The organism is Paenibacillus aurantius, assembly GCF_032268605.1.
Classification (GTDB): domain Bacteria; phylum Bacillota; class Bacilli; order Paenibacillales; family NBRC-103111; genus Paenibacillus_AO; species Paenibacillus_AO aurantius.
In genome coordinates this window covers 3,454,985-3,468,202 of the sequence record NZ_CP130318.1, presented here as the reverse complement: position 1 = coordinate 3,468,202, position 13,218 = coordinate 3,454,985, and the positions used below count along the sequence as shown (strand labels likewise).

Below are 13,218 nucleotides of genomic sequence, written 5' to 3'. Positions count from 1 at the left end.
AAACCATGGTTCGCCCATGAGAGGTTACTTTTTGTCTTATGAAAGTACACGATCGTCTTGCATGGGATAGCGCTTTCAGGAAGATCAGACGATTCGTTCCGGAACCGAAGACGCATCATGACCCGGCCTCCGGCAACTTGGATTACGCTAATGAGGAAGGATAACCAAGGAGGGATCAAGGGATGGGATATCGTAAGAAAGCGGCTGTCCTGCTTGCCGCAACCGCTGTGCTGGTCACCGCTTGTTCGGCCAAGGACAGCGCGGGCCCCAAGGAAAGCGCGTCTGCTTCGACCGGACCAAGCGAGAAGGTCGATCCGTTTCGGCTGCCGAATCCGGTGGAGCTGACCACCTTTAAGTCGGTTACCCCGGGAGCCAAGCTGCCGGAAGGGGATACCGCCGAGAGCAACCAATATTCGCGCTATATTAAAGACAAAGCGAATATTACCGTCAAACTGCTGTGGTACGCCTCCGGACAGGATTACAGCCAGAAGCTTAATCTGGCCGTCGCGAGCAATGATCTCCCCGATGTGATGGTGGTCGATGAAGGAACGTTCCTTAATCTGGCCGATGCGGGACAGCTTGAGGATCTGACGAAGGTTTTCGAGAAGTACGCTTCCCCTTTAACGAAAGAACTGTACGCCTCTACCAACAACAAGGCACTGGAGAAAGCCACCTACAAAGGAAAGCTGATGGCCATTCCGAATATTAGCGTTCAAGCCGATGCCATGAGCTTCCTGTGGGTCCGCAAGGACTGGCTGGACAAACTGGGTCTTCAGCCGCCGAAGACAGTCGATGATGTAACCGCTATCGCGAAAGCATTCGTCGAGCGTGACCCGGACGGCAACGGCAAAGCCGATACGATCGGCCTAACCGGCTATGACAAATCGTTCGATAATGGAGGCAAAGCCAGCTTCCACAACTTCAAAGGTCTCTTTGAAGCCTATAACGCTTATCCAACGAACTGGGTCAAGGATAGTTCAGGGCAGGTGGGGTACGGCTCCATTCAGCCGGAAACCAAGCAGGCGCTCGGCAAGCTTCGCGATCTGTACACTTCCGGACTGTTGGATAAGGAATTTGCGATCCGCAAGGACGGCAACCAGACGGTGGTAGGCGGCAAAGCCGGGCTCTTCTTCGGACCTTGGTGGGCGACGGGCGTCATTGCCGATACGTTCACGAACGACCCGAAGGCGGACCTCATGCCTTATCTGATCCAGGATTCCAAAGGGCAGAAGAACAACCTGATGGTGCCGGTGAGCAATAAGTTTATCGTTGTCAAGAAGGGCGTCAAGAACCCCGAGGCGGCGGTGGTCTATGCGAACAACTTCATTGCCGCCCAGCGGAAGGTGGACCCGGATGCGCTCAAGCTTGATTTTACGATTGACGGGACCTACTGGCCGATCGGATACGCCACTTACGATTACGCGGATGCGGTCGAACGCAAATCCGATATGCTGAAGAAGGCGATGAGCGGGCAGATGAAGCCGGAAGAGCTCACTCCCGAGATGAAGGATATGTTTGATAAAGCGATGAGGGATAAAGCCAATCCCCGCAAGGACGTGAAGGACTGGAAGGGCTATTGGGGGTATACCGTCCCGGCTGAGCTGCTGAAAACAAACTATAACAAAGTATACAGCGAGTATACGGCCGTAACGAAGACGATGGAGCGCAAGTGGGCGAACCTGCAGAAGCTCGAAACCGAAACGTTCTTCAAAATCGTCATGGGCGAGCAGCCGCTCGATTCCTTCGATAAATTCGTATCGGACTGGAAAGCCCAAGGCGGAGATGAAATTACGAAGGAAGTTAGAGAAGAGATCAGCAAAGCCTCCTCGAAATAAGACGGAGCCGGACATTAGCAGACGGGCCGCCTGCCATGAGCGTAAGACGGAAGCACTTCCGAAGCCGGATGTCGCTTCCGTCTGCCTTGTCTGACCTTAGAACCGACAGGAGGGGAACCGATGAACATACGCTCCTACCACAAGCATTATCATCTCATGCTGATCCCGGGAGTCATTCTGCTGATTATTTTCCACGTTGTTCCCATGTTCGGAATCGCCATAGCTTTTCAGGATTTCCGGATCGGGCGGGGGATCACGGGTTCGGAATGGATCGGTTTGGAAAATTTCCAGTACCTGTTTCAAATCCATGACAGCTGGACCATTCTGTATAACACGGTATACATTTCGGTTTGGAAAATCGCGGCTCACCTGGTTATTCCGCTTGTTTTTGCGGTGCTGTTGAACGAAGTGCGGATCATGGCCGTGAAACGCTGGATCCAGACCGTCGTCTATCTGCCCCACTTTCTATCCTGGGTTATCCTGGCCGGCGTATTGATCGACATGCTGTCCTTGACGGGAATCGTCAATACCTTTCTGAAGGGCATGGGCGTAAAGCCCATCATGTTCCTGACCAGCAACAGCTGGTTTCCCGCCATTATTGTAGGCTCCGACATCTGGAAGGAATTCGGCTTCGCGGCCATTGTCTACCTGGCGGCCCTGGCGGGCATCAATCCGGCTCTGTACGAGGCGGCCGAAATGGATGGGGCGGGCCGGATCAAGCAGCTGTGGTACATTACCCTGCCCAGTCTGCTTCCGACGACGGTGCTTCTGGCCACGCTTAGCATTGGGAATATCCTCAATGCCGGCTTCGATCAAATCTTCAATATGTACAATCCGGTCGTCTACCAATCGGCGGATATTATCGACACCTACGTCTACCGGGTAGGTCTCGTTCAGGCCCAATACGGATTCGCTGCTGCCGTCGGTTTGCTGAAATCGGCAATCGGTTTTATTCTGATCGTCATCTCTTACCGGATAGCCTACAAGTACGCCCATTACCGCATCTTCTGACAGGCAGGTGAAAAAGCTATGGTACGCAATCAAACCTGGGGAGCTAAGCTGGGGGAAGCCTCCATTCTGATCCTTATGCTTCTCGTTTCGCTAATGTCCTTGGCACCGGTTCTGCACACAATCTCCGTGTCGTTCAGCAGCAATGCGGCGGCAGCGGGGGGACTCGTCAAATTCTGGCCCGTCGGCTTCAATATCGAGTCCTACCGCAAAATTATCGAGGAGCCCCATTTCATTAATTCCTTCCTGGTTTCGGTCAAGCGGGTTCTCCTCGGAGGCGGCATTAACTTCGTCCTGACGGTGCTGATGGCCTATCCTTTATCCAGAAGCGCCAAGGAATTCCCGCGAAGAAACCTCTACATGTGGTTTATGCTGTTTACGATGCTGTTCAGCGGAGGCATCATTCCTCTTTACTTGACCGTGAAAGCACTCGGGATGTTCAATTCGATCTGGGCGCTCGTGCTTCCGGGAGCCGTTCCGGTGTTCAATGTCATTCTGCTTATGAACTTTTTCCGGAACATGCCGAAAGAGCTGACGGAAGCGGGGTACATCGACGGAGCGGGACCGTGGTACATGCTGCTGCGGATCTTCCTTCCGCTTTCGCTTCCTTCCCTGGCCACGGTTACGCTGTTCAGCGTCGTGGGGCATTGGAACGCTTTTTTCGACGGGATGATCTTCATGCGAAGCGCGGAGTATTACCCGCTTCAGACGTACATTCAACAGCTGGTGGTGCAGCTGAATGTGTCGGAGATCGATTCAACGCAGCAGGAGATATTGGCCAAAATTTCAGATAAAACACTGAATGCCGCCAAAATCGTCGTTTCGATGGTTCCCATTCTCGTCATCTATCCGTTTCTTCAGAAGTATTTCATTCACGGGATAATGCTGGGCTCGGTGAAAGAATAGAACCAGACCCACTCATGAGGTGATTTTAATGGACTGTACAATCATGACGTTCAATTTACGTTACAGCACGCCGAACGACGGGGAGAACGCCTGGCCTTACCGGTTTCACCGGGCGGCGGAAGCCATCCGGGAGCATGCGCCTCTGCTTATCGGAACACAGGAAGGCTACCTGGCCATGCTGAATGAGCTGGCGGAGCAGCTTCCCGGCTATGGCTGGATCGGGGAAGGAAGGTTCGGCGGCGGGGAGAATGAACACAGTGCCATCTTCTACCGCACGGACCGCCTCGAGGTGGTCGACCAGGGGCAGTTCTGGCTCTCGGAAACCCCGGAGGTCATCTCGTCGAAATCGTGGAACAGCTACTTCCCGCGAATCTGCACTTGGGGGCGTTTCCGTCTGAAGGACAGCGGCCAGGAATGGATGGCCTATAACACCCATCTGGATCACGCAAGCGGGGAGGCAAGGGAGAAGGGCGCCGGCGTCATCGGCCGGATGGTGGCGGAACACAGGCAAAAGCTTCAGCTGCCGATCCTTCTCATGGGGGATATGAACAGTTATCCGGCCGATCCGGCCATTCAGCTGTTCGAGCGGCTCGGCCAGGAGGAAGGGGAGCCATGGTTGACGAATGCCTATACCTTAATCGAGGGTCCGGTGGGGTTAACGGCCCACAGCTTCCAGGGAGGGGCGGACGGAGAGCCGATCGATTACATTTTCGCTTCGCGGGAGTTTGTTTTTCAGGAGGTTAAGGTGGACCGGGAGCAGAGGGACGGAGGATACCCATCCGATCATTATCCGATTGTGGCCCGAGTGGGGATCAAGGAGTAAGTGTCGCCAGGAAAAAGGCGCCAGGAGAGGCTACCTCGGGTAAGCCTCTTTTTGATTTGCTGTAAAGAGTTTGGGTACAAATCCTTTGTTGACAGCCAGAAGCCAAACCTCTATGCTGAATAATGAAATGGGAACGTTCCCATTGTGAGAGAAACTACCATTAGGCGGGATTATTCTGGGACCAACGATACATGACGTAGCCCGCTTGGCGGGCACTTCCAAAAGCACCGTTTCCCGGTATTTGAACGGGCATCCGGTGAAGCAGCCCACTCGCGATGCGCTGGAGAAAGCGATCCGTGAGCTCCGTTACCACCGCAATGCTAACGCTCGACGGCTGGTTCTCAACCGCACTCATCTGATCGGGGTCGTGGTCGACGATATCTCCAACATCTTCTACTCCGGAATTCTCAAGGGGGTGGAGGAGACGGTGAAGAGCAACGGGTACAGCTGTATGTTCCTCAGCCGCACTTCTCATTACGACAGGGAATCGGCCTATCTCAATATGCTTCACGAAGGACAGGCGGACGGCCTTATTCTGGTGAGCTTCCGCAAGCGGGATCCGGAGGAGCTTAGGCTAATGGCCGAATCGGGCGTCCCGCTGGCGCTTATCGGGGACGATGGCGGACGGCCGGAGCTGATCGGCATCGATGTGGACAATAAAGGCGGGATCAAGGAACTCGTCGGGTATCTGCATTCCCTCGGCCACGAGCGCATCGGCTTCATAGCCGGTCCGGAATCCGCCTCCGCAAGCGGTGCCCGCTACCGGGGCTACCGGGAAGCGATGGAGGAGAGGGGCTTGCCGATCCGGCCGGAATGGACGGTACCTTCCGAGTGGACGAGCGAAACTGGTTACGCGGCCATGCGGAAGCTGTTGAACGGCCGGGAGGTAAGCGCTGTCTTGGCATCCAACGACGATACCGCCTTCGGAGCCCTTCAAGCCGCCCAGGAGGGCGGACTTCGCGTTCCGGAGGACCTGTCCATCGTCGGCTTCGATGATATTTCGGCCGCCGCCTGGTCGTTCCCGTCTCTGACGACGGTCAGGCAGCCTTTTCGTCAAATGGGTATGCTTGCCGCGCAAAGGCTCCTGGCTCGACTCGAAGGGACGCAGGAAGAGAGCCCCGTCCGTCGTCGGATCCAACCTGCTCTTGTCATCCGCAATTCCTGCGGAAGGCCTGGAACCGGACAAGAGCAGACCCATCGGAAATAGAAGGAACTATATATGATCAAGCGCCTTGCTAATATAAGGCAAGGCGCCCGGGTCGCAAAGGAGAAGGGTATGTTTACGTATATTTCGGATAACCAAAGCATTGCCGTCGAAGGCTTGGGTCAAGTCATGAACGGCTTCCATGTATCCGTCCGGTTGGATTCCCATGCGGTGGAGAAGCTTTCCTACAAGACCTTTCTTACGACCGAGGATACCGGAAAGCTCGGGCCGTACACCGACCATACCTGCTTTTACGGCAATGAGGACGACACGATCAACGTTCGGCTTGTGTTCCGCTGCCAAGAGAATAGTGTTCTGGTGTATGTTCATGGAGAAATCCGCAACCCGAGTGATTTCGGCAGCCAGAAAAGTTTCGCCCCATCGGGAGGCATTCTCGTCAGTATGGACAGCCTGGAGGACGTTCAAAGCCTTTTGGCCAACTACCAGCATAAGGACTGGTGGACCCGCCCCCACTTCGATCCGGATCTGACCCGGCTCCCGGAGCGGACCCAATCGCTCCTGTGGAAAACCTCCCATACGTACTGCCACCTGCTGCCGGTTTGCGGTCCCGTTTTCCGGACGGATCTTGGCGGCACCGAAGAGGGCTTGTCCATCCGGGTTTCCTCGCATCAAGGGGGACTGGTCCGTACGGATGCGTTTGCTTTTATTCTTGGAACCGGCCGTAATCCGTACCAGCTAATCCAGGATCAGGTTCATCGCGCCTTGAAAGAGCTCGATTATTCCACTCTTCCCCGAACCGACAAGACGTATCCGGAGATTCTCGATTATCTCGGCTGGTGCAGCTGGGATGCCTTTTACCAGCAAGTGAACGAAGAGGGACTGCTGGCCAAGGCGGCGGAGCTCAAGGAGAAGGAGCTTCCGGTCCGCTGGTTCATGATCGACGATGGCTGGTCGAAGACGACGGACAACAAGCTGGCGGCCTTCGAGGCGGAGCTGGCCAAATTCCCGAAAGGACTCGCCAATGCCGTCCGCGAGCTTAAGGAGAATTACGGCGTCAACTGGGTAGGGGTCTGGCATACCATCATGGGCTACTGGGGCGGGATTCACCCCGACAGTCCGCTGGCCAGGGAATATGCGGACTACCTTTGGACGACGAGCAAAGGCCATCGAATCCCGTTTCCCGATGCGGGGCGCGGCTTCGGCTTCTGGAACGCCTGGCATAACTTCCTTCGTCTGCAGGGAATCGATTTCGTGAAGGTCGACAGCCAGAGCGCCGTCGGCAACTATTTGAAATATTATCACTCCGCCGGACGCGGCGCCGCAGCGGCTCATCAGGCGCTTGAAGCGTCCGTCGCTCTGCATTTTAACAAGACGGTGATCAACTGCATGGGGATGTCCGCCGAGAATATCTGGCACCGCCCCCAATCCGCCGTATCCCGAAGCAGCGACGATTTCGTTCCACGGGAAGCGGAGGGCTTCCAGGAGCATGCGCTGCAGAATGGATACAACTCTTACTTTCACGGACCGTTCTACTGGGGCGACTGGGACATGTTCTGGACCATCAATCATGATGATGTTCAGAATGCGGTGCTCCGCGCCGTCAGCGGGGGACCGGTTTACTTCAGCGATGCGGTCGGCCGCACCGATCCCGCTAAAGTGTGGCCGCTTATTTACAAGAATGGACGGATCATCCGGTGTGAGGAGACCCCCAATCCTACGGAGGATTGCCTAACGCTAGATCCGGCCCGTACCGCCGTTCCGCTTAAGCTGTGGAACACCTGTCAAGGAGCCGGGGTGGTCGCGGCTTTCCATGTTCTCCTGTCAGAAGGGGCGGTAACCGGGACCATTGGAGGGAAGGACATTCCCCATCTGGCCGAGAGAGAGTGCCTGGTGTATGAGCACTTCTCGGGAAGCACTTTTCTTCTTCAGCCGGGAGAATCCCGGGAAATCACGCTGGAAAAAGGGCAATGTGCCCTTTATCTTCTGCTTCCGCTGACAGGACCGGTTACCCCAATCGGGCTGACCGAGAAATATGTGTCCATCGATGCGGTCCGGGAAGTCCGCACAGGCGATCGCTCGACCTTCGTGTTCCTGAAGGAAGCCGGTCCCTTCACCTTCCAGGCGGAGAGCAAGCCTCAGGAGGTCCTGGTTTTTGGTACTCCGGTGGAGATACAGGAGAAAGGCGATGGCCTTTACACCGTCCATACCGGTGCCTGGGAGGGAGAGGTAGCCGTCGAGATCATACACTCTTAATCAAGACTTGGGAAAGGGACCGCCGGATTCGGCGGTCCTTTTGCGCGGAAAGGCTGAATGGGAAGCTATTCAACGGCGGCTCTGTTTCTAGCGGGGGAGGATTGGGTTAAAAACTGGTAACATCCAGCCTGCCCAGGCGGGCCCCATTCTGAAACGCGGAGGAACCCTAATGAAACCTGTTCCTGTTGTAGAGCATCAGGTAAAGGTCCCCTTTACCGACCCGACGGCCTGCGTCCAGCTGGTGCGGGGAATAAGCGGCTTTCTGTCTGAGCTTCCTCCCGGCAGAAGAATTGTGCTGGTCTGCGTGGGGACCGACCGGTGCACTGGCGATTCACTCGGACCGCTGGTGGGAACGACCCTACTGAAATACCGTTCCCCTCATTTCGACTTGTTCGGAACACTGGAGCGGCCGGTTCATGCCATTAACCTGTATGAAACGCTGTCGGTTATTCAGGAAACGGTCCGAAACCCCTATGTCATCGGGATAGATGCTTGTCTGGGACTGGCTTCCAGTGTTGGCAGCATAGAGGTGGGGGAGGGGCCGGTCCGCCCGGGCGCCGGGGTCAACAAAGAGCTTCCTCCGGTGGGAGACATGCACGTGACCGGCGTGGTGAACGTGGGTGGCTTCCTGCAGCATGCCGTGCTGCAGAACACGAGGCTGCATCTTGTCATGGGAATGGCGGACCTCATTGCCCGCAGTCTGTACCGTTCGGTGACCATGTGGCAGCGTTCCCAAGCGGCAGAGGGGCCGGCCATCGGCGGGCCGGGCGGGGCTCCCCGTGTGGTGGCCCTTCCCGCTGCCCGACGCAAATCACTGGAAGCCGGAAGGATACAATCCCAGCCGATCTAACGCCGGTGAAATCCCAACATTGGGGTGAAATAGACTTTGTACCGCCGCGTGATAGACCAAAAGAAGCCCCCCGCCTGCTGACTTGAGCAGGCGGGAGGCTTCTTTTTTGTGATAGTTGCAGACAGAATTACTTAACCTTGACGGTCAGGCTGCCGGTTCTCTTGATTCCGTTAACCTCAACGGAAGTCGACAGGGACATGGTACCCGTATTATGAGCCTTAAGGCGGTTCGTTCCGTTCACGTTCGCAATGTTCTCGTGGTCAATGAGGTACTGGAAATTCGTCTGGGACAGATCCGCCCGGGTTCCGTCCGGATACAAGCCCTGAATCTCCAGGTCAAAGGTTTCGTTCTTCTGCATGTCGGAGGCAGGCCCGGCAATCCGAACATCCGACAGGTAAAGCTGCTGCCGGGAGAGCGGAATGGTAAAGGCGGCTCCGGCCGCAACATCATAGATAAAGCCTTTGGAAAGATCCTTATCATCGGCGTAGGAGCGAACCAGGGTGATGTCCCCGAGCTGCAGCTCCCATTGGCCGTCCGCTGCAGGTGCTATCCCCTTGATCTGGTATACCGCGTTTCTTTTGCCGTCATTCTCCACATAGATGCTGCGGCCGATCAGGCTGTTGGCTTCCTGCCCCTGAAGATCCAGGTTGACAGTCAGCCGGTTGTCGACCGAGAGCTCCTTGGTAAAGTCGGCGATCGTTCCTTGAAGATGAGCCACTCCTGCGCTTTCATAGCCGGTTCCGACCTTCCCGAGGAAGGCTCCGTCATTGATATAGGTGAAGACCGGCTGGTCGTCCTTCTCGGAATAAATGCCGAAGGAGCCTTGGAACCGGACTTTGCCGTCGATCACATAGACGTTATCGGAGTCGAGGGAGCTGACGATATAATCGGTGCGGCCGTTCGTGAGCTTCACCTTCACAGCCCTAACCCGGTTAGGGTCAGCGGGAGTACCGTCTTCTGTTGCTACCGCCGCCGCGTCAGATGTTTCGACGAAACGAGTCTCTTTGTAAGGCTCGATTACGGAAGTAAAGGTGCTTTGAAGGTTCTCACCGGTGCGGTGAGCGATCAAATACTTCAGGCTCTTCGGATTGCCAGGTTTGTTCTGAGGCGGAACGCCATCTGCGAGTGCCACGTCACTGGAATCCCCCAGCATCGTCAGGCGAACGTGAATATCCTGAGGAGTCTTCAGCACGTTCCAGGTGTCCGTGATATCCCAGTCCACACTGAACTTGGAGGACGGAGCCTCATCCCGTTCCACATTCTGAAGCCAATGGAAGCCGGGACCCATGTATCCTGCACCCGTCACACTGTCATTCGCCGGACGCTTGCCGAACTCCACATTCGGACCGGCGTAGGTGCCCCCTTGCTGGGCCACGAGGTTCAAGCCCTCTGTGGAGACCGGACCTTCGGCGGCATGGAAGCTGAAATGATGGTCCTGTCCGCCGCTGACGCGGAAGAAGTCTACAACGTAGGAGTTGGCGTCGTCCACATGAACCATGGCCGAGGTCCTGCGGTATTGTTCCGTCTGCGAATAGGCTTCCGGTGCTTCGACATCGATCATCTGAACCATGGAGCTGTCGTCATAGTGCAGAGGAAGACCGTCCCACAGCGTTTCCTGCTTCTTCTTATCCACCATGACGGTATTATGGCTGATCGTATTCTGAACCCATTCGAAACGGTTCACATCGGTGGCGTTGGCCTGCTCGGGGTAACCGAGGTCAGGGGCCAGATCGAGCCCGAAGCCGTACAAGCCGAGATTAAGCGTGTCCTTGTGGCCGTGGCCGCCGTTCCGGCCGTAGTACATCCAGGTCCCCCGCCGGGTGTCCGTTCCGTTCTCAAGCTTGCCGTCACGAAGGCCGGCGAAGCCGTAGCCGGTCATGTTGACACTGCCCAGGTTGAGCTCGCCCTTCTCTTGAATGACAGCTTCGATATCCCGGGCGACCTTGTTGGGGTCGGCGGTATAGACATCGGAGTGAATCCCTTCCGTCTTGTTGCCATTAAGCAAATAGGCCAATTGAGCGTACACCGGGTCTCCGAATTTCTCGAATGCTTTGATCGATTGAGCCTTGTCGACCAAAATTCCAGGTTGTCCGGTCGTTCCGCTGTCTCCGATCGATGGGGTATAGCGCCCGATCATCGTAAGGGGATACTGCGCCTGGAACATTTTGCGGAACTTCACGTTCTCGTACAAATCGGCAGCTGGATACTTATCGTAGCCTTCCAACGTATTGGCTGCTTCGAGGTAGGTGCTCAGCCACAGGCGATTGTACCCCGGGCCCGCTTCGTTCCCGTTGCCGTCCCGGTCCACATCATTCACCATGCTGAACAGCACGTTTCCTCCGGTTACCTTACGGGGAATCTGGTTGATGAAACCGCCCGGCTGGAACGTATAATCCAGCCACTGCTTGGTTTCGGGCAGCGTGTCATGAACAACGGCGGCCATAGCCAGGGCGCTCTGATGGAAGCCATTGTTGCCCCGGATCTGGTCCCAGTACATTCCGGGCTGGATCTGGCGCAGAAGGCCGTCTTCGATATTCCGGCGAATCTGGGATCCATTCTCTTTAAGAGGGAGATCATACTGCTTGCCCTTGCCCTTCAGGAAGCCGACGACAACCGGATCGTCCATTACCGGGAAGAAGGCGTCATAGGAGCTGATCAGCTGCTTGACGAGAGACGTTTCCCAGATGGAGCCGACGATCTTGCCGTCCCCCGTACCGCCGTGGGAATTCACATAGATCGCATTGCTGAATTCCGCTACATCCATCGCCGGATAGACATCGGCGATGCGGTCGAGAAGGATGGCTCCGTTCTGGGCATATTTCGTATCGCCCGTGTAAATATAGGCATCTCTCATGGACGTGAGCGCACTCTGAATACTGGCTGTCCCGCTGTACCAGTTGAACCAGTGGTTATAGTAAGCGACAAAGGTATATCGCTTGTTGGTGACCGGTTCCACCCAGCCGTATCCGTCATCGACGCCCCAGGTAGGGCCTTTTTCCGGATAGAGGGTGTTCACCAGCAGGCTGCGGTCGGCGAGAGCCGGGTTGAAATTGCCGTGAGCATCCAGGCCGCTTCGGTAATAAGCGGGGAAATCATTCGTCGGGAACTTGTAGCCGCTGGCCGGATCGACCAGCTTCCATGGCTCGTTCAACGGGTCCGCTTTCCACGGATAATTGCCGTACGCCTTAAGATCGCCCGAGACGGGGCTGAAGTTACCGGTCAATTGATTGACATTGTAGCTGCGCGGAATGGCTTGGGTCACCACCATATTCCAGAGGGCTTCCTTGCCGAGCGCCAGATAAGAATCGGCTTTGGCCACCACCGAGTCCTTCAGGGACATGGCCCAATCATACTGGGCTGCGTTGGCGCGGGCTGCGGCCAGCTTGGCTTCGGTGTAGATGGTGCTGCGGGTTTTGCTGTTGGCCACCGTACCGAGGTCGGTGAGGGTCAGGCGGGTCGGATAGAGGAAGGAGCCCGTTCCATTGCCGGCTCCGTTTCCTTTGGCCGTCATGGTCAGGGTCAGCGTGTGCTTCCCTGCGGTAAGCGGAAGCTGCTGGATGTATTGGTCGGGTCGTGGATACTGACCGGTCACGCTGTAAAAGCCGTATGTACCGTATACTTTGCCGTCAATGGAAACGTTAGCCCGTCCGCCGTCTTTCTGGGCCATTCCGCCGAGGCGGACCAGATACGTCCCGGAAGTATCGACGGAGAATTCGAAGGAACGGGTCGAGGCTGCGGTTGTGGTTTCGACTTTCAGACTGTCTCCCGAAACCGTGACTTTGGGTGCGGCATTAGGATCCCCTGTCGGGCTGACGTTCTTTCCATCGCCTGTACCGAACCGGTACACTAAAGTATCCGGCATGGTGAAGGGAGCGGAGTCGTCTTCGGCTTGAAGAGGGGCAACGGTTGAAAACAGAGAGACAAGCATGGTGAAGATCATGGCGATTGGAAGCGGTTTCTTATTAAATCGTTTCATTCCATTCCCTCCAAGTATCATCCCTATTGACTTGCATTTGAATCAAGGAAAAGACGGTTGGCACTAGGTATGGCGATTAGCTTGAATAAGAGGCCGTTCTGTGGCGAGAATCGTGCCGTTAACCTGGGGATAACGGGGATCTCCCGAGGAAACTTGCTGCTGCCCATGCCTCCTTTCCTCTCAAGTAATAACCTGTATCATAGTGGTAATGACTGGCCTCGAGCCGATTATACCAAAAATTTACGGACGGCGACACCCGTTTTAACAATTTAGGAAGGAATCGGAAAGCATTTGGATTGAGACTCCGTAAAATAAACGTTTAAAAAAAGGTAACAGGTTTGATACAGGGCATAGATCCTAATTTTATATCGTTAGGAATGGAAAGTTAGCCGGCCCTTCTTA

At 55.7% G+C, this 13,218-nt stretch carries 8 protein-coding genes; 7 read left to right on the top strand and 1 reads right to left on the bottom strand.

What is annotated here, in order from left to right; genetic code table 11:
• The first annotated feature begins 182 nt into the window (after window positions 1-182).
• The 7 genes from MJA45_RS15460 (at window position 183) to yyaC (ending at window position 8,840) form a co-directional block, all read left to right on the top strand.
• Window positions 183-1,835 carry an extracellular solute-binding protein gene (locus MJA45_RS15460; protein WP_315602812.1) on the top strand — a complete coding sequence of 551 codons (1,653 nt, stop codon included), beginning with the start codon at window positions 183-185 and terminating at the stop codon, window positions 1,833-1,835.
• Between the two features lie 120 nt (window positions 1,836-1,955).
• Window positions 1,956-2,846: an ABC transporter permease gene (locus tag MJA45_RS15455; protein ID WP_315602811.1), complete on the top strand. Its 891-nt coding sequence runs from the start codon at window positions 1,956-1,958 to the stop codon at window positions 2,844-2,846.
• An 18-nt stretch (window positions 2,847-2,864) separates the two neighbouring features.
• The gene (locus tag MJA45_RS15450; RefSeq protein ID WP_315602810.1) at window positions 2,865-3,749 is read left to right on the top strand and encodes a carbohydrate ABC transporter permease; all 885 of its coding nucleotides are present in this window, start codon (window positions 2,865-2,867) and stop codon (window positions 3,747-3,749) included.
• A gap of 43 nt (window positions 3,750-3,792) precedes the next feature.
• Complete coding sequence (locus tag MJA45_RS15445; protein ID WP_315602809.1) at window positions 3,793-4,572, top strand: endonuclease/exonuclease/phosphatase family protein; 780 nt, start codon at window positions 3,793-3,795, stop codon at window positions 4,570-4,572.
• 169 nt (window positions 4,573-4,741) lie between these two features.
• Window positions 4,742-5,779 carry a LacI family DNA-binding transcriptional regulator gene (locus MJA45_RS15440; protein ID WP_407083162.1) on the top strand — a complete coding sequence of 346 codons (1,038 nt, stop codon included), beginning with the start codon at window positions 4,742-4,744 and terminating at the stop codon, window positions 5,777-5,779.
• A 69-nt stretch (window positions 5,780-5,848) separates the two neighbouring features.
• The gene (locus MJA45_RS15435; protein WP_315602807.1) at window positions 5,849-7,990 is read left to right on the top strand and encodes a Sip1-related alpha-galactosidase; all 2,142 of its coding nucleotides are present in this window, start codon (window positions 5,849-5,851) and stop codon (window positions 7,988-7,990) included.
• Between the two features lie 169 nt (window positions 7,991-8,159).
• Complete coding sequence (gene yyaC, locus MJA45_RS15430; protein WP_315602806.1) at window positions 8,160-8,840, top strand: spore protease YyaC; 681 nt, start codon at window positions 8,160-8,162, stop codon at window positions 8,838-8,840.
• Window positions 8,841-8,967: 127 nt separating this feature from the next.
• Here the strand turns inward: yyaC and MJA45_RS15425 are convergent, their stop codons facing one another.
• A complete protein-coding gene (locus tag MJA45_RS15425) occupies window positions 8,968-12,816 on the bottom strand; it encodes a heparinase II/III domain-containing protein (RefSeq protein ID WP_315602805.1) in 3,849 nt (1,282 codons plus the stop codon).
• Between the last annotated feature and the right edge of the window lie 402 nt (window positions 12,817-13,218).